The organism is Bacteroidales bacterium (assembly GCA_031275285.1).
Classification (GTDB): domain Bacteria; phylum Bacteroidota; class Bacteroidia; order Bacteroidales; family UBA4181; genus JAIRLS01.
On record JAISOY010000060.1, the window covers coordinates 1 to 17,460 of the forward strand.

Genomic DNA, 17,460 nt, shown 5'->3' on the forward strand with positions numbered 1-17,460 from the left:
CGATGTCGGCTCGTCACATCCTGGGGCTGGAGAAGGTCCCAAGGGTTGGGCTGTTCGCCCATTAAAGTGGCACGCGAGCTGGGTTCAGAACGTCGTGAGACAGTTCGGTCTCTATCTGTTGTGGGCGTAGGATATTTGAGGGGGGCTGACCTTAGTACGAGAGGACCGGGTCGGACGTACCGCTAGTGTACCAGTTGTCTCGCCAGGGGCACCGCTGGGTAGCTAAGTACGGTTAAGATAAGTGCTGAAAGCATCTAAGCACGAAGCTGGCCTCAAGATGAGATATCCCTTAAGGGTCGTAGCAGACTACTACGTTGATAGGCTGCAGGTGTAAAGCCAGAGATGGCAAAGCCGAGCAGTACTAATTACCCGTGACTTTCTCAGATAAAAATATACTGTTTAGTTTTATAGTTTTCCATTATGTCTTTGATATACGGTCCGTAAGGATCGAACGGTTTCAGGTGGTTTTAGCGGCAGGGCTCCACCTCTTCCCATTCCGAACAGAGAAGTTAAACCTGCCAGCGCCGATGGTACTGCATTTGTGGGAGAGTAGGTCGCCGCCGATCTTCAGACACCCTTTCATTAAAAATGGAAGGGTGTTTTTATTTTAGCATATACAGACACCATACCAAACATACAACAATAAAAAAACCCGGTAATCACCGGGTTTTTTTCCTGTAAAGCCTCTTATCATAATTTATTCCGTATTTACCAATGCTTTTGCAAAGAGTCCGGGGGCATCGACCAACCATCTTTTACCTTCTTTCTTAAAAGGCAACTCATCAACCGGTCCTTCAACAGACGGTAATGCTGCGACTAAGCTGATCCGGGCGTTATCCCCGTTTACAACAGCTTTTGTTATTGGTGACTTTGATGATTGTAGCTTTTGCTTTACTTCAGAGGGAAGTGACAAGTCTATAAATTCCGCTCCAACACCCCATTTTTGAGCTGTTTCAGGCGTAACCATTGTTCGTACTCTCGTCACATCCCCGCTTAAGACTGCAGTGATGAAATTTTCTGCTGTTTGTTCCACTAAAGTCTTATTACTTCCACAAGCGGTAGAAAATAAGACAATAAACATCGAATAAATAATTATTCTTTTCATTGTTTTCTGTATTAAAATTAAAAAATAGAATGAACATTTGTCATTCAAATAAATATATGATGGTGTAAATATAATAATTTTAGATAGTACAAAAGATATTTTTATCAGAATCGATAGTTGTTATTGTGTTAGTTTTGTATTTAAATCAGACACAAATGAGGTAAATCATAATATGTTGAATTAGGAAAATAATAAATTTAATTTTTGGTAAAAGATCTAAAATATATAGATTATCAGGAATTTTCTTTTTATAATTGATCCTGCTTCCACCAAAATTCCGGATTTATGACTCACGCATGGAATTTAATTCTTTTTCCACTATCTGGTATGTATGGATTGAGAGTTGATCAGCATTCATATCCTTATAAGACTCATACATAATAGCAGGTAAGATATGTAATTTTATATGTTTTTTTGTCCGGAAAAAGAATCCGCTTTCAGGCAGTGCTTCGGATGATCCGTCGATTACCATAGGAATGATATCGGACTTTTGTTGTAGTGCAATAAGGAAAGCCCCTTCTTTAAATCTTTTGAGTTCTCCGGTTTTTGAACGGGTACCTTCAGGAAATATCATCACCGAATTTCCTTTCATAATGTTTTCACCACATTGCCGGATCATTTTACGCTGGCTTTTTAAACTACTTCTTTCAATCTTGATATAGCGGTTCAGATACATATTCCATCCGATAATAGGCGCCTTAAATAACGACGCTTTAGCCACCCATTTAAAATGAAGAAAACTATAATAGACGACCAGAATATCAAGCATTGATTGATGATTACTGATCATGACATATGCTTTGTTTTTTTCTACATTCTCACGACCGGTAATAGTCACTCGCCACAGGGGACTTAACCATATATAGCAAGAAGCCCAGAAACATGAAAATACATGTAATATTTTGAGTTTACGGTCAAACCAGCCTGTAAAAACACGTAAAACCACAGCTATAGGCAGAAAGGTCAGAGATGTTGTAATAAATATAATTACCAGATAAATTGTTACTAAATAATAATACATATTTTGTCTTTTATAAGATTAATATAATAATATATCTGTATGTTAAATATTTTTCAAATTTTCCGGTTTATTCCGGCAACATTGTTTATATCTTTTACCACTACCGCATGGGCAAAAGTCATTAGGTTTGATATTAGCCTTCATACCGGCCGCATTATCTACCGTGTTTTTTACAACCGGACGCCTTTTAACCCTTTGTTGGGCCCATTGCATGACGTTGGCCGGAGGACGCTCATTGGCCAATTCTTCAGCCATGAAATCCATAAAGGGAGCCACATGCCTGTAAAAATATTTTAATCCTTCGCAAAGGTAATTCAATCCAGGTTCACCTGACGGCGTATTAATGATGCGATTTTTCGGGCATTCTCCGTTGCAAGCAAATAGATATTCACATTCCTGGCAATCCCGGGGAAGCAATGTACGTTTCTCCTGTCCGAATTTAAGTTGCTTTGGTGAATACATCATGGAGACCAGTGAGTCAGTATGAATATTTCCCAATTTATAATCTGGAAAAACATAATGGTCACAAGCATAAACATCCCCGTTATGCTCAATGGCACCGGCATGGCCACAAGTTTCAGCATGGACACAGATAGAAGTCATAGATCCCACCCAATTTGCCAAGATCGAATCAAAGGTAGGGACGAAATAAGTGCCGACATCATTTAAAACCCATTCATCGAATATATTACATAAAAAAAGACCATAATCCATCGCATTAACGGACCATGGAGCCATTTTATTCAATGAATCATCTTTTCCGGATAATAAATGTAACGAATCTTCCGGCACATTCTGTGCAATTCGTTCTACAATGGGGGTAAATTGCATGTACTTGCTCCCGATACTCTTGAGAAAACGATATATTTCCAGAGGATATTTCGCATTATAATCATTTACCACGGAGAGCGTATTGAATTCAACCTGGTGTTTTACCAATAATTCAACGCCCTGCATTACCTTTTTAAAGGATGTTTTTCCTGATTTTGTTAATCGGTATCGGTCATGGATATGTTCTGGTCCGTCAATAGATATACCTATCAGGAAATGATTGTCCCGGAAGAAACAGCACCAGTCATCATCCAAAAGGGTTCCATTGGTTTGCAATATATTCTCAATGGTTTTTCCCTTACTGTATTTATTCTGCAATTCAAGTATCTTTTTATAATAATCAATACCCAACATGGTTGGCTCTCCGCCATGCCAGACAAATTGAATTACAGGAATGTTTTGGGATGTAATGTATTCGCTGATGAATTTTTCCAGGACAGTCTCATTCATTTTAAAGTGAGACGATTGCCTGTAAATTTTATCCTTTTCAAGATAATAGCAATAATGGCAATCGAGATTACATACCGGACCAAATGGCTTGGCCATAAGACTGAATGCAACCGGGATTGACTGATAAGTATGCTTCATTATTCAAAGGTAGAAGCTATTGTGTTAAGGTTGAGACGGCGTTTTTCTTTGCCACAAGAATGCCAGTCCCATTCCGGATATAATATGCCAGATTCCCCACCATGCTGCAACAAAAGCCATTCCACCAAGACCATCAAAAAGTTTCGGATTAAAAATAAGTACCAGACCCAGGCCTGAATTCTGGATTCCGGTTTCGATAGTGATCGAACGTACATCTTTCCAGGAAAGTCGTGTGATCCGTCCCGAGGTATAACCGGTCAATAAGGCTACAGTATTGTGCAGGATGACAATAAGGCCGATCAGATGGATATATTTCACGAAATAACTGAAATTGGCCGCCAATGCCATAACAATAAAGCCAATAAAGGCAATGATGGATAATATTCCCATCGGTTTGATCAGTTTCCGGGTGATTTTTGGATAATGACGGGCGAACAAGATACCTAGAACAATAGGTATCCCAAGCAAAATAAACACAGTTTGCGCCATTTCCCAAAAACTGATTTCGATAGGAATAACTTCTCTTGATGTGTTAAAATAAAGATTTCCCCAAAAGGAAAAATTTAGAGGAGTCATCACGACACAAGCTAATGTGGAGAATGCAGATAGACTGACTGATAGCGTTATATTTCCTTTGGCCAGTGTAGTAATGAAATTGGATATATTCCCTCCGGGACAGGCAGCCACTAAAATCATTCCCATGGCGACCGACGGTGAAAGTATCGGACGAAGGATTAATAATAGCAAAAATGTTACAGCCGGCAATAAAATAAATTGGGAAACAGCACCAACAATAAAACTTTTAGGCTTTTTTACTACATCCTTAAAGTCTGAAAAGTTCATACGAAGGGCTATCCCGAACATCACAAAAGCCAAAATGATGTTCATTAATTTTAAAGAACCCGGCGTAAAATTCAGCCTGATATCGTCCAGAACCAGTAATGATGACATTATAAAATATATAATTCAGATTAACAAATACCCGGCTAAAATACACATAAAAATAGGAAGACAGAAAATAAACTCCTTATTTTTAACAAAAATAACAGAACAAATGGTAGAAATATCGCTTAAGTTATCTATTTTTGATGGATGAAAAAATTAAATGCTTTCAATTATAAATACAACATAAAATGCAAAACAATAGAAGAGTTTTTCGTGCGGTAGCCATGCTATCTGTTATTTTTTGTTTGATCTCCTGTGGGAGTGGTACTAAAAAAGATAAAGCAGGTATTACTAAATCCGATTTCGGACAATTTAAGGGGCAACCTGTTGAATTATATACCCTGACCAATCATCAGGGGGTGGTCATGAAAGTAACCACTTACGGAGGAACCATCACTGAATTACATGTTCCGGATAAAAACGGAAAAATGGGCGATGTAGTACTGGGGTTTGATAAGTTGGATGGATATATTAGCCCAGCTTACGAGAAAAGCAACCCGAATTTCGGTGCCATTATCGGACGTTACGGGAATCGTATAGCCAAAGGTAAGTTTACCTTGGATGGTGTGGAATATACTTTGGCAACCAATAATGGGGAAAACCATCTACATGGTGGAAATATAGGATTCAACAGAGTGGTATGGAATGCAAAAGCCATTCCCGGAGAAAAAGAAAACAGCCTTGAACTTACCTATCTGAGTAAAGATATGGAGGAAGGTTATCCCGGCAACCTGCAAGTAACCGTAACATATACCCTGACAGATGCCAATGAATTAAAAATCAATTATAAGGCCACTACAGACAAGGCAACTCCGTGTAACCTGACCAATCATACTTATTTTAACCTTTCTGCCCTCAAACAACCGACCAATGCCAATCATGAGCTGGTTATTTTAGCGGATAAGTATACCGAAGTGGATGGTGGGCTGATACCTACAGGAAATCTTCCGGATGTAGCCGGAACCCCAATGGACTTTACTACACCTCATAAAATCGGAGAACGCATCGATGCTGATTTTGAACAATTGAAGCTGGGCGGAGGATATGACCACAATTGGGTATTGCGTAACAATACAGGTTCGTTGGCTTTGGCTGTAACAGCTTATGAGCCGGAAAGCGGCCGGTTCATGGAGGTTTTTACCACAGAACCCGGGGTTCAATTTTATGCAGGAAATTTTCTGGATGGTACATTAGTTGGTAAAGGTAATATCAGGTATGATAAACGTGCAGGTTTTTGTCTGGAAACGCAACATTTTCCGGACTCTCCCAATCAGCCGGATTTCCCATCGACCATATTGCAACCAGGAACCACCTATCAAACTCAGACCATTTATAAATTTTCTACAAAATAAATTTTCGTAAGATCAGGTTTTGTCTGTTATTTGTATAGATGTCGGTAACACATTTACAAAAATAGCCGTTTTTGAAAATGATGATATGAAAAATGTTGTAACATTTTCTTCCGGTAGTCCGGAAAAAATGTTACAGCATTTTTCGTCATTGCCTCGTTTTAGTGCAGGTATCATGTCTGTTGTAGGAAATGTGGATGGCGATATTGCCAATGTGCTGTCATCAAAAGTCGATTTTTATATCGAATTGACTGCGCAGACGCCGCTTCCTATCAAAAATTTGTATAAAACGCCTGAGACGTTAGGTAAAGACCGGTTAGCGGCTGTTATAGGAGCTTATTGCCAGTATCCGGGGAAAAATATCCTGGTGGTAGATGCAGGAACAGCCCTGACTTTTGATTTTATTGATAAAACCGGAAATTATCATGGTGGAAATATTTCTCCCGGCATCAATATACGATTTCGAGCTTTACATGATTATACACAAAGATTACCATTGGAAGAACGGACCGCTGATTTTCCCATGTTTGGAAATTCAACCAAAACGGCTATTATCGCTGGTGTTCAAAATGGTATCATTTTTGAAGTGAGTAGTTATATCAATCATTTGAAAAGAAAATACGGGGAAATGGTTTTTATATTCTCAGGAGGGGATGCAATTTTTTTTGCAGATAAGATGGAAACACCTATTTTTGTAGAATCGAATTTGGTGCTTATCGGACTAAATGAGATAGTAAAGTATAATTTAAGAAGAGAGTAACAAAATCTTATCCCGGTCGATTCGGGATAATTAATAAAGGAGAGTATAACAATGAAGAAAATCGGTTATAAATTTTTAGGAATAGTATCTGTCGGTCTTTTTATGGTACTTTCGGTTTCGGCACAGCCGGGATCTGTAACAGGTACGAAATTTGGAAGGGGACAGGACAGTATAGATTGTAGGAGAGATTTGTCTTTATTTGCCGGAGACTATCAGCATAAAAATTATAAAGATGCCATTGTTTACTGGCGTAGACTGATGAAGAATTGTCCGCAATCGTCTCCGAATCTGATACCCAGAGGGTTGACGATGTATAAGGATTTTATATCCAAAGAATTGGATCCGTCAAAGAAAGATGCTTTAGTAGATACCTTGATGCAGGTTTATCAAATTGGTATCGAAACACGTCCCAACAAGGCGAATTTAATGGTCAATAAGTTGCAGGACATGGAACGGTATGCCAATGAAACACCGGCACAAAAAAAGAGATTGTTGACTGCCTCAGAGGAGTATATGAATCTTGAAAAGGAGAAGTCACAACCGCGGAGTATGGTAACTTATATGAAAACTTCGATAGAATTGAACAACGAGGGTGCGTTAACCGATGAAGAGTTGTTGGATAATTATACCAAGGTGAGTGATGTTCTAAATGCAGCTTTAAAGAAAACATCTGACGAAGAATTGGCGAAAGCCCGTGATCAGATAGATGATGCTTTTGCTAAGAGTCCTGCGGCTAACTGTGAAAATTTAGCCAAAATATATGGACCTAAATTCGAAACTGATAAAAATGACCTTGAGTTTCTTAGCAAGTTGACCAGGTTGCTCAACAGGAATGAGTGTACCGATTCCGAATTATTCGAAAAAGCAGCAGAGCAACAGGTCGCTTTAGACCCGTCCGCTGCCGCAGCATACAATATGGCCAAGTTATTTTTCAGGAAAGGTAATTTTGAAAAATCTCTTGAGTACTTCGAGAGTGCCATAGAACATGAAAAAGATCCGATTGACAAGGCTAATTATTACTGTCAGATGGGTAATGTGTTGTTGGACAAAATGCAGAAATATACTGAAGCAAAAAATGCGCCCTTGAAGCAAGTAAATTGCGTCCTGATTGGGGAGAACCTTATGTGTTGTTGGCAAATATTTATCTGGTTGGTCCAAAGTGTGGGGAAGAAGACTTTCAAAAAGCGCAGATCTACTGGGTTGTTGTTGATAAGTTAACCAAAGCAAAAACTGTGGATCCTGAATATGGTGAAAGAGTAAATCAATCTATAAGGGATTATACTAAATTCTTTCCCAATAAGGAAGACGCATTTTTCTATGATATTAAAGAAGGAACAACCGTTACTGTCGGATGTTGGGTTAATGAGACAACGAAAGCACGGTTCTGATTTTCAGAATATAAATTAACAGTAAACCCTCAGGATAAATGTGTCCTGAGGGTTTATGTGTAAATATATCTTTATGAGACAATGGTTTAGTCTTTTTATTGTAACAGTCTTTATTTTCATAGGATTTAATTCCTGTAAAAATGATATGGAGGTCATCAACAAGATTATAGATCCGGAAGAAGAACCGGATATGGTCGCTTATAATGTTGACATAACATATTCGGATTCTGCCCGTCTGCAAATGAAGCTGACCTCGCCATTTGTCAAACAATTTACCGAAGCCAAAGAACCCCGGGATGAATTTCCTGAAGGTTTACATGTCTGGTTTTTTGAGAAAGACGGTGAAACCAGGGGAGAGATCACTGCGAACTGGGCTATGCATGATAGAACAACAAATATTTGGGAAGCAAGAAGTAATGTCGTCATTATTAGTTCTGACGGCAGGAAAATTGAAAATGAACAAATGTTCTGGGATCAGGAAAAAGGCGAAGTGTATTCGAATATTTCCACGAAAATTACATTTCCAAATGGATCTATACAGGTTGGAAAAAAAGGAATATGGGCGCTTCAGGATTTTTCTGATTATAGATTACGGGAAGCCAGCGGACCAATTAAATTCAATACAAAGCAACCTGAAACAGAATAGTTATGAGTCCTTCTCTATGGGTCGTTGTTTCTCTTATTTTTGCTGCATTTTTTTCCGGCTTGGAAGTAGCCTTTATCTCTTCCAACAAATTACGCGTAGAGTTAGATAGAAAACAAGGGAAATTTTCATCAGGGATTATCAGTATTTTTATGAATAATCCCGGGCAGTATTTGTCTACCATGCTGGTTGGTTATTGTGTTGCTCTGGTCGTATATGGTATATTTATGACTGCAGCATTATGGAATATCCTTGTAGCATATATTCCGACACTCGTACTTCCTGTGTTGGTTTTAATTGTTGTTGCTGCACTCCTTTTTTTTATAGTAGTTGAGTTGGTTTCCAGGGTTTTATTCCAGATAAATCCCAATGTTTCATTAAATATTTTTGCCATACCATTATTGGTTTTTTACATCTTATTGTATCCTATTCCTAAGATAATCATTGGTATTGCAAATATTTTCCTACGCATATTTACAAAATTCGACCCTCAGAAAAGTGATAAAGAGAATGTATTCAGGAAGGTTGACCTGAATAATTTTACCAGTGAGGTCCAACCGGTAGCCAAAAGTGAACAGGATGCTGAACATGAGATAAAGATATTCCAGAATGCGATCGATTTTTCTTCCGTTAAGATTCGTGATTGTATGATTCCCCGTACGGATATTGTTGCTGTTGACGAGAATACGTCTATACTGGATCTGAAGCAGAAATTTATTGATACAGGAGTGTCAAAGATCATTGTCTATACGGAAGATATAGATAACATTATTGGTTATGTTCATTCAAAAGAGTTATTTAAAAATCCGGAATCTATCCAATCGATGACAAATCCTATCACGTTTGTTCCGGAAACAATGTCTGCCAACAAATTGATGCAACTTTTTATGTGTGAACATAAGAGCATTGCCATTGTAGTAGATGAATACGGAGGAACTTCCGGTTTGCTTACCCTGGAAGATCTGATTGAAGAGATCTTCGGCGATATTGAGGATGAGCATGATAAGGATAATTTGGTGGAAAGGAAGGTAAATGATCATGAATATCTTCTTTCCGGAAGACTCGAAATAGAATATATCAATGAAACTTTTCATCTGGATATACCGGAAAAAGATGATTATGATACGTTGGCCGGCTTCATTTTATATCATCATTTAAACTTTCCATTGGCAGGAGAAGTAATAGAAATAGAACCATATACTTTTATTATCAGGAAAATATCCAATACACGGATTGATTTGGTTCAAATGATCATCAATAAAAAATAACATTCAATGAGTGAGTTAATTATTAGTGGGATACAACAAATGGGTGTCGGTATACCCGATGTACATCAGGCCTGGAAATGGTACCGCGAGTATTTTGGCGTAGATATACGTATTTTTGAAGAAGCTGCTGTTGCAGCATTAATGCTTCCGTATACCGGTGGAGAGCCTCGTGAACGACATGCTGCCCTGGCCATCAATCTACAGGGTGGTGGTGGTTTTGAAATCTGGCAATACCGGGGAAGAATACCACAGCCTCCTGCATTTCAGATACTCCCTGGCGATTTAGGTATTTATTCCTGCAAAATAAAATGTAAGGATATAAAAGCTACCCATGATTTTTACCTGCAAAAGAACGCTAAGGTAACTCCCATCTATAAAGATCCGTCAGGAAGTGATTTTTTTTACATCACAGATCCTTATAATAATATTTTTCAGGTTGTTAAAGGAAATGAATGGTTTTCTTCCGGTGCTTTTCCCACAGGAGGGGTGTATGGTGCTGTGATCGGTGTCAGTGATGTCGAAGTTTCTAAAAAATTCTATGCGGATATTTTAGGATATGATACTGTTGTATATGACCAGACCGGAAATTTCGAGGATATGGATCAATTATCGGCTATGCCAAATCAATACCGTCGGGTATTGTTAAATCACAGTAAACCGCGTAAAGGAGCATTTAGTAAGCTGTTAGGTCCAAGTCAGATAGAATTGATTCAGGTCATAGATCGTACGCCAAGGAAAATTTTTGAAGGACGTTTTTGGGGAGATCTGGGATTCATACATTTATGTTTTGATATAAATGGAATGGATATTATGCGTGCTAAATGTAAATTGGCCGGATATCCCTTTACAGTTGATACTTCAGCCAACAGTGATACTTTTGATATGGGAGAGGCTGCCGGTAGTTTTGCTTATATTGAGGATCCGGACGGAGGCCTGATAGAATTTGTGGAAACACATAAATTACCTATTCTTAAGAAAATCGGATGGTACCTGAACCTTCGTAAGCGGAATCCTGAAAAAGCACTTCCGGGCTGGATGCTGAAGGCCTTACGCTTCAATAGAGTGAAAAATTAACCGACATGTAAATAATCAGATGGGTGAAATAGCTATGCACCCTGTCGGCACACTCATTGTAATGAATAATAGACATGATGTATTCCATGTGGCCATTGAAAAATAATTTTTATTCACATGAAATGTCCATAAACATAGCGGTATACCCACATTCATGAACAGAATAGGACATTACATGTATCCATTAAAAATCAAATTTTATTCACATGAAAAAATATAAAAGGTATTTAATTACTTCAGCTTTACCTTATGCCAACGGGCCGGTACATATCGGACATTTGGCAGGAGTATATGTTCCCGCCGACATCTACAGCCGGTATCTGCGTTTAAGGGGACATAATGTTGTATTTGTAGGCGGCAGTGACGAACATGGTGTTCCTATTACCATAAAGGCACGGCAGGAAGGGGTATCTCCCCAGGAAATTGTTGACCGTTATCACACGCTCATCAAAAACTCGTTTGAACGTTTTGGGATCTCATTCGATATATACTCCAGGACTACTTCTGAGATACATCATCAAACTGCTTCGGAATTTTTTGAAACACTATATGATAACAGTAAATTTGTTGAAAAAGAATCAGAGCAATATTACGATGAGGAGGCCCGTCAGTTTTTAGCAGACCGCTATATTACGGGAACTTGTCCTCATTGTGGTAATGAACGGGCATATGGTGATCAATGTGAGCAATGTGGTACTTCTCTTAATGCAACAGACCTGATCAATCCGCGTTCTACATTAAGTGGTTCTGTCCCTGTACTTAAAGAAACAAAACACTGGTATCTTCCACTTGATGAATATGAACCCTTCCTGAGAAAATGGATTCTTGAGGAGCATACTGAATGGAAACCAAATGTTTCCGGACAATGTAAATCATGGCTTGACCTGGGCTTACAGCCCCGTGCTGTTACCCGGGATTTGGATTGGGGAGTTCCTGTTCCGGTTAAGGGTGCTGAGGGGAAAGTATTATATGTATGGTTCGATGCGCCTATCGGATACATATCCAATACAAAAGAACTGTTACCTGATACATGGAAAGATTACTGGAAATCCGACGATACCTGTATGGTACATTTTATCGGAAAGGACAATATCGTATTCCATTGCATCATTTTTCCGGCAATGCTCAAGGCCGAAGGGTCCTATATCCTGCCACAAAATGTTCCTGCCAATGAGTTCCTGAACCTTGAAAACGATAAGATATCCACCTCCCGGAATTGGGCTGTATGGTTGCATGAATATCTGGATGATTTTCCAGGAAAGGAAGATGTTTTGCGGTATACATTAACAGCAAATGCTCCGGAAACCAAAGATAATAATTTCACATGGAAGGATTTCCAGGACAGAAATAACAATGAACTGGTTGCTATTTACGGTAACTTCGTCAACAGGGCATTAGTACTGACCCAAAAGTATTTCGGGGGATTGGTCCCTGAAATAGGCCATCTTACGGACTACGATAAAGAAGTACTGGCAGGGATAAAGACCATCCGGCATCATGTGGAAAATGCCATTGAGAACTACCGATTCAGGGAAGGGCTTAAGGAGACCATGAATCTTGCCCGGTTGGGAAACAAATACCTGGCCGATACAGAGCCGTGGAAGTTGATCAAGACTGACGAAGCCCGGGTCCAAACCATATTGAATATATCTTTACAATTGGCCGCAAATATGGCCCTGCTTTCCGAGCCTTTTCTCCCTTTCAGTTCTGAAAAACTGAAAGAGATGCTTCATTTGCCCGTAATACCTTGGGATAAAATTGGAGACGATGATTTACTTCCTAAAGGCCATCAACTCAATAATCCCTCACTATTGTTCGAGAAAATTGAAGATGATGCAATAGAAAAACAGTTGAAACGGCTTGCTGATACGAAAATTGCCAATGAAAAAAATGCCTACCAAGTTGCTGCCGCTAAACCGAATGTGTCATTTGATGAATTTTCGTCTATGGATATACGGGTTGGTACCATCCTGGAGGCTGCCAAAGTGCCTAAAACCGATAAATTGATGCGTCTTTTGGTAGATACGGGTATCGATAAACGTACCATTGTGTCCGGAATTGCCGAATATTTTACTCCAGAGGAGTTATTAGGAAAACAGGTAAGTGTAATTGTCAATCTGGCTCCCCGCAAATTGAAAGGGATAGAATCTCAGGGCATGATCTTACTGGCTGAGGATGCTGATGGAAAACTGATATTTGTTTCTCCGGAAAAATCAGTCATCAATGGTAGTGTAGTTAAATAAGACCAAGGAATTATTTTCTTCCTCGTAATATTTCTCTTTTGCCCTTAGGCCCGGGAAGCCGTTCAACAGCATATCCTATGCTTTGTAGGTTCCGCCTTACTGCGCCTTTAGCACAGTAGGTTGTTAATACTCCTTTGGAGTGGGTGATTGAATATAATTTGGAAAAAATGTCTGTAGTCCACATTTCCGGTTGTACTTCAGGAGAAAATGCATCAAAATAGATTACATCAAAATTATTAGAAAATGCGATGTCGGTGAGGTCGCCTTTTCGTTTATTCAGGATAAAATGATCTGTAATTTTTATTGCCTGATCCCATTCGGAAGCATGTAGCTGAAGGAAAGTTTCATCAGTGGATATGTTTTTCATGATTGACCCCTCAACAGGATATAATTCTATGGCCTCATAATATGTCGGCCGGTTCAACTTTTCTGCCTGTTGTAAGGTTAAAAAGGCATTTAATCCTGTACCGAATCCGATTTCTAATACAGATACAGGATTTTTTTCGGTAAAAAGGTAACCAGCTTCAATGAAAACATGGTTAGATTCGTTAACCGCTCCGTAAGTTGAGTGGTAGTGCTCTCCGAATTGCCCGGAATAAATGGTTTTTGATCCATCCTCGGTCGTAATTACGGATAGTTGCCTTACCATTGATCCACCTGTTATGAGATGTACGATAACTTGATCATGTTGGTTTGTCCTTTCTCTTCAAAGGGAGTACTTCCTACATGTACCACCACGTCGCCTTTTTTTATGTAACCTCTTTTTTTCAAACTTTGTATGGATTCTTCAATTGCATCGTCAATGTTATCCGTTTCTTCGGCATGGTAGGCATGTGCCCCCCATATAAGCGCCATTTTCCGTACAAGCGCTTTGTTTCTGGTGAATACGAATGTTTCAGCCTGTGGACGGTGGCTGGAAATACGCATGGCTGTGTATCCGGAAAAAGTGAATATTACAATTGCTTTTGCTTTTGCCTGATCGGCCATACGACAGGCATTCAGACAAATAGAATCTGGAAGGAATGTGTGGCTGTTGAGTTCCGGCAAATTTTCCCGGTTGTATAGGAATCCATGGGTTTCCGTCCAATCGATGATTTGTTGCATGGCTTTGACGGATTCGATCGCATATTTTCCGGTAGAGGTTTCTGCACTTAACATCACAGCGTCGGCTCCATCAAGTACTGCATTGGCTACATCATTGGCTTCTGCACGGGTAGGACGGAAGTTTGAGATCATGCTTTCAAGCATCTGGGTAGCGATCACTACCGGTTTGGCCTGAACGATACACTTCTTTACAATGTCTTTTTGTATCATCGGTACACGGTCAAAAGGTACTTCGACACCTAAATCTCCGCGAGCGACCATGATTCCATTCGACGCTTCAATAATGGCGTCAATATCTTCTAAAGCTTCCGGTTTCTCGATCTTTGCAATGATACGTGCAAATTTCTTCTTGGAGCGTAACAAATCCCGCAAGGGCTGTAGATCATTTGCAGAACGGACAAAGGATAAAGCGATCCAGTCAACATTATAATCCAAAGCAAAAGCAGCATCTTTGATGTCTTTTTCAGTAAGACTGGGTAATGAAATTTTCGAGTTAGGCAGGTTTACTCCTTTTTTAGAAGTCAATAAACCGCCATAGATTACTTTTGCTGTGATTTTATCCTTTTTATCGGTTTTAACTACTTCTAACTTTATTTTTCCATCATCAATAAGAATAGCTTCTCCTATTTTCACATCTTTTGCTAAATCTTCATAGCTAATGTATAATTTCTGGGATGTAGAGATGCACTCATTAGTGACAATATTAACCAAATCACCATCCTGAAGTATAATAGCATCATTTTCAACCATTCCGATACGTAATTTCGGACCTTGCAAATCAGCCAGAATAGTCACATTTGTACGCATTTCCTGGTTTAATTCGATAATGGTTTCTATACTTTTTTTATGATCATCGTGGGTTCCATGGGAAAAATTTAAACGGCAGACATTTACTCCTGCTGTAAAAATTTCACGAAGTACTTCTTTAGAAGCCGATGCCGGCCCAATGGTGGCTATGATCTTTGTATGACTCATTTTGACAATTTAATTAATTAATGATTTACTGAAGTAATTTCAGAAGAAATGCATATTCCAATGCTGTTTCCTTATAACTTTCAAATCTTCCGGATGCTCCTCCATGTCCGGCATCCATATTGGTATATAACAATAACAGATGATGATCGGTTTTTAGATCCCGTAACTTTGCAACCCATTTTGCCGGTTCCCAATACTGTACCTGGGAATCATGAAAGCCTGTGGTAACAAGCATGTTGGGGTAATCTTGTGCTTTTACATTATCATATGGGGAATAAGACATCATATATTGGTAATATGCTTCATCTTCCGGATTTCCCCATTCTTCGAATTCCCCGACTGTTAAGGGTATTGATTTATCATTCATAGTGGTGATAACATCCACAAACGGAACGCCTGCTATCACTCCTTTGAACAGATCAGGACGCATATTGATGACTGCTCCTATCAGCAGTCCTCCTGCGCTGGCTCCCATGCCAAACAAGTGCTCTGTATCGGTATATCCCTGCTTGATCAGATGTTCGGCGCAAGTTATATAATCGGTAAAAGTATTACGTTTGTTTAACATTTTACCATTTTCGTACCATTCCCGTCCAAGGTACTGGCTACCCCGGACATGTGCTATGGCATATATAAAGCCTCTGTTGAGCAGGCTGATCCGTGATGTGCTAAAATCAGGATCCATATTGTATCCATAGGCACCATAGCCATATAATAATAAAGGGGTATGGGCATTCACCCGGGTGCTTTTCTTATATACCAGTGATATGGGAATTTCCATGCCATCAGGCGATTTGGCATATAGCCTTCTGGTAACATAATCTTCAGGATGATAATCCAATACTTCCTGTTGTTTCAGTAATACTTTTTCCCTGGTTTGCATATTGTAATCAAATATCGATAACGGGGTAGTCATGGAACAATATGAAAACCTCAATAAATGTGTATCAAAAGATGGATTGATTGATATTTCTGCTGTGTATACCTCTTCTCCGAAATTAAGATAATGCTCGTCATTATTATGCCGGGATTTGATCCTTAACTGTACTAATCCCTGTTTTCGTTCGGATAATACAAAAAAATCATTGAATATCTCTACATCTTCCAACAAGATATCCTCACGATGCGGAACAAGTTCTTTCCAATATTCTTTTCCAGTGTTCTTGACAGATGTTTCCATCAGGCGGAAGTTTTTTGCCTGGTAATTGGTAACAATGTAGAATTTATCATGATGATCGATCACCTGATATTCCATATTTTTCTCCCGTTCCTGAATCGTCCGGAATGATCCGTCAGGTTCATCGGTAGATATATACCGGTATTCTGTAGATGTGTTACTGAACATCAGCATGAAGATCATTTTGTCGGATTTTGACCGGTACACCATCAAATCAAATGTTTCGTCATCTTCAGTATAAAGATGCTTGGTTTTATTGGTTTCCAAACAGTATGACATCAGCGTCTCCGAGCGAAGTGTTTCCGGATCTTTCTGACAATAAAACAACGTTTTATTGTCGTTTGCCCATGCAGCATAACCATTGGTACCTTCTATTGTGGCATTTATCAACTTTCCTGTTTCCAGATCTTTGAAAAAGATAGTATAGGAACGACGACCGACATAATCGACACAGTATGCCAATGTTTTATTATCCGGAGTAATTTCAAAATTCCCGACATGAAAATAATCGTATCCCTGTGACAGTTCATTCCCATTTATCAGGATTTCCTCATCTGCTTCCATTGATTGTTTTTTTCGGCAAAATATAGGATACTCGGCACCTTTTTCATAACGCCGGTAATAGAAGTAACCATTTCGAAAATATGGAACCGTCTGATCATCCTGCTTGATCCGCGAGATTATTTCTTCAAACAGTTGATTTTGCAGCTCTTTAGTATCAGCCATCATTGCAGCGGTATATTCATTTTCTGCTTCAAGATATGCTTTTACTTCCGGATTATCCCGTTCGTTCAACCAAAAATACGGATCTACCCTGCTATGTCCTGCTGTTTGAAGTGTTGCTGTTTTTTTTTGAGCAATGGGTGGTTGCATATTCTTCTGCGAATTAGAATAACAAGCGCATAGAAAAATAATTATCCATAAAATCAATACGTTAGCTATCCTCATGATGTGATATGGTAAAAATAACAAAGTTATACATTTTTATC

The 17,460-nt window shown here is 39.1% G+C and carries 14 protein-coding genes and 2 rRNA genes; 9 read left to right on the forward strand and 7 right to left on the reverse strand.

Annotated features, from left to right (window positions below; translation table 11 throughout):
* Together LBQ60_05515 and rrf are read left to right on the forward strand one after the other, a co-directional pair.
* Nucleotides 1-384, forward strand: a 23S ribosomal RNA gene (locus LBQ60_05515); the annotation flags it as partial.
* A gap of 73 nt (nt 385-457) precedes the next feature.
* Nucleotides 458-566: ribosomal RNA gene (gene rrf, locus LBQ60_05520) — 5S ribosomal RNA — on the forward strand.
* A gap of 131 nt (nt 567-697) precedes the next feature.
* Here rrf and LBQ60_05525 read toward each other — a convergent pair.
* The 4 genes from LBQ60_05525 to LBQ60_05540 form a co-directional block, all read right to left on the reverse strand.
* Entirely contained in the window at nt 698-1,081 is a 384-nt protein-coding gene (locus LBQ60_05525; GenBank protein MDR2037364.1) for a hypothetical protein, read from the reverse strand.
* 307 nt (nt 1,082-1,388) lie between these two features.
* Nucleotides 1,389-2,126 carry a 1-acyl-sn-glycerol-3-phosphate acyltransferase gene (locus LBQ60_05530; GenBank protein MDR2037365.1) on the reverse strand — a complete coding sequence of 246 codons (738 nt, stop codon included), beginning with the start codon at nt 2,124-2,126 and terminating at the stop codon, nt 1,389-1,391.
* 42 nt (nt 2,127-2,168) lie between these two features.
* Nucleotides 2,169-3,545 carry an anaerobic sulfatase-maturation protein gene (locus LBQ60_05535; GenBank protein MDR2037366.1) on the reverse strand — a complete coding sequence of 459 codons (1,377 nt, stop codon included), beginning with the start codon at nt 3,543-3,545 and terminating at the stop codon, nt 2,169-2,171.
* A 24-nt stretch (nt 3,546-3,569) separates the two neighbouring features.
* Nucleotides 3,570-4,496: a bile acid:sodium symporter family protein gene (locus tag LBQ60_05540; protein ID MDR2037367.1), complete on the reverse strand. Its 927-nt coding sequence runs from the start codon at nt 4,494-4,496 to the stop codon at nt 3,570-3,572.
* 218 nt (nt 4,497-4,714) lie between these two features.
* Between LBQ60_05540 and LBQ60_05545 the strand changes: the two genes are divergently transcribed.
* The 7 genes from LBQ60_05545 to metG all read left to right on the forward strand — a co-directional run bounded on the left by LBQ60_05545 (nt 4,715) and on the right by metG (nt 13,215).
* On the forward strand, nt 4,715-5,842 hold the full coding sequence (locus LBQ60_05545; protein MDR2037368.1) for a galactose mutarotase: 1,128 nt from the start codon (nt 4,715-4,717) through the stop codon (nt 5,840-5,842).
* A 19-nt stretch (nt 5,843-5,861) separates the two neighbouring features.
* Nucleotides 5,862-6,599 carry a type III pantothenate kinase gene (locus LBQ60_05550; GenBank protein ID MDR2037369.1) on the forward strand — a complete coding sequence of 246 codons (738 nt, stop codon included), beginning with the start codon at nt 5,862-5,864 and terminating at the stop codon, nt 6,597-6,599.
* 51 nt (nt 6,600-6,650) lie between these two features.
* Nucleotides 6,651-7,817, forward strand: coding sequence for a tetratricopeptide repeat protein (locus tag LBQ60_05555; protein MDR2037370.1), 1,167 nt, complete (start codon nt 6,651-6,653; stop codon nt 7,815-7,817).
* Nucleotides 7,818-8,060: 243 nt separating this feature from the next.
* On the forward strand, nt 8,061-8,633 hold the full coding sequence (gene lptC, locus LBQ60_05560; protein MDR2037371.1) for an LPS export ABC transporter periplasmic protein LptC: 573 nt from the start codon (nt 8,061-8,063) through the stop codon (nt 8,631-8,633).
* A gap of 2 nt (nt 8,634-8,635) precedes the next feature.
* Nucleotides 8,636-9,898 carry a hemolysin family protein gene (locus tag LBQ60_05565; GenBank protein ID MDR2037372.1) on the forward strand — a complete coding sequence of 421 codons (1,263 nt, stop codon included), beginning with the start codon at nt 8,636-8,638 and terminating at the stop codon, nt 9,896-9,898.
* 6 nt (nt 9,899-9,904) lie between these two features.
* Complete coding sequence (locus LBQ60_05570; GenBank protein MDR2037373.1) at nt 9,905-10,972, forward strand: VOC family protein; 1,068 nt, start codon at nt 9,905-9,907, stop codon at nt 10,970-10,972.
* Nucleotides 10,973-11,178: 206 nt separating this feature from the next.
* The gene (metG, locus tag LBQ60_05575) at nt 11,179-13,215 is read left to right on the forward strand and encodes a methionine--tRNA ligase (GenBank protein ID MDR2037374.1); all 2,037 of its coding nucleotides are present in this window, start codon (nt 11,179-11,181) and stop codon (nt 13,213-13,215) included.
* Between the two features lie 10 nt (nt 13,216-13,225).
* On the opposite strand, the gene mnmD is transcribed toward metG, so the two are convergent.
* From mnmD to LBQ60_05590, 3 genes are read right to left on the reverse strand one after another with little or no spacing between them, the layout of a single operon-like run.
* Nucleotides 13,226-13,864, reverse strand: coding sequence for a tRNA (5-methylaminomethyl-2-thiouridine)(34)-methyltransferase MnmD (gene mnmD / locus LBQ60_05580; protein MDR2037375.1), 639 nt, complete (start codon nt 13,862-13,864; stop codon nt 13,226-13,228).
* An 11-nt stretch (nt 13,865-13,875) separates the two neighbouring features.
* Complete coding sequence (pyk, locus tag LBQ60_05585; protein MDR2037376.1) at nt 13,876-15,294, reverse strand: pyruvate kinase; 1,419 nt, start codon at nt 15,292-15,294, stop codon at nt 13,876-13,878.
* 25 nt (nt 15,295-15,319) lie between these two features.
* Nucleotides 15,320-17,344 carry a S9 family peptidase gene (locus LBQ60_05590; protein MDR2037377.1) on the reverse strand — a complete coding sequence of 675 codons (2,025 nt, stop codon included), beginning with the start codon at nt 17,342-17,344 and terminating at the stop codon, nt 15,320-15,322.
* Nucleotides 17,345-17,460 lie beyond the last annotated feature (116 nt).

Coding starts and splice junctions, on each gene's coding strand:
- LBQ60_05545 (MDR2037368.1), top strand. CDS start 4,715: ATGCTATCTGTTATTTTTTGTTTGATCTCCTGTGGGAGTGGTACTAAA.
- LBQ60_05540 (MDR2037367.1), bottom strand. CDS start 4,496: ATGTCATCATTACTGGTTCTGGACGATATCAGGCTGAATTTTACGCCG.
- LBQ60_05590 (MDR2037377.1), bottom strand. CDS start 17,344: ATGCAACCACCCATTGCTCAAAAAAAAACAGCAACACTTCAAACAGCA.
- LBQ60_05570 (MDR2037373.1), top strand. CDS start 9,905: ATGAGTGAGTTAATTATTAGTGGGATACAACAAATGGGTGTCGGTATA.
- metG (MDR2037374.1), top strand. CDS start 11,179: ATGAAAAAATATAAAAGGTATTTAATTACTTCAGCTTTACCTTATGCC.
- mnmD (MDR2037375.1), bottom strand. CDS start 13,864: ATGGTAAGGCAACTATCCGTAATTACGACCGAGGATGGATCAAAAACC.
- LBQ60_05535 (MDR2037366.1), bottom strand. CDS start 3,545: ATGAAGCATACTTATCAGTCAATCCCGGTTGCATTCAGTCTTATGGCC.
- pyk (MDR2037376.1), bottom strand. CDS start 15,294: ATGAGTCATACAAAGATCATAGCCACCATTGGGCCGGCATCGGCTTCT.
- LBQ60_05530 (MDR2037365.1), bottom strand. CDS start 2,126: ATGTATTATTATTTAGTAACAATTTATCTGGTAATTATATTTATTACA.
- LBQ60_05525 (MDR2037364.1), bottom strand. CDS start 1,081: ATGTTTATTGTCTTATTTTCTACCGCTTGTGGAAGTAATAAGACTTTA.
- lptC (MDR2037371.1), top strand. CDS start 8,061: ATGAGACAATGGTTTAGTCTTTTTATTGTAACAGTCTTTATTTTCATA.
- LBQ60_05565 (MDR2037372.1), top strand. CDS start 8,636: ATGAGTCCTTCTCTATGGGTCGTTGTTTCTCTTATTTTTGCTGCATTT.
- LBQ60_05555 (MDR2037370.1), top strand. CDS start 6,651: ATGAAGAAAATCGGTTATAAATTTTTAGGAATAGTATCTGTCGGTCTT.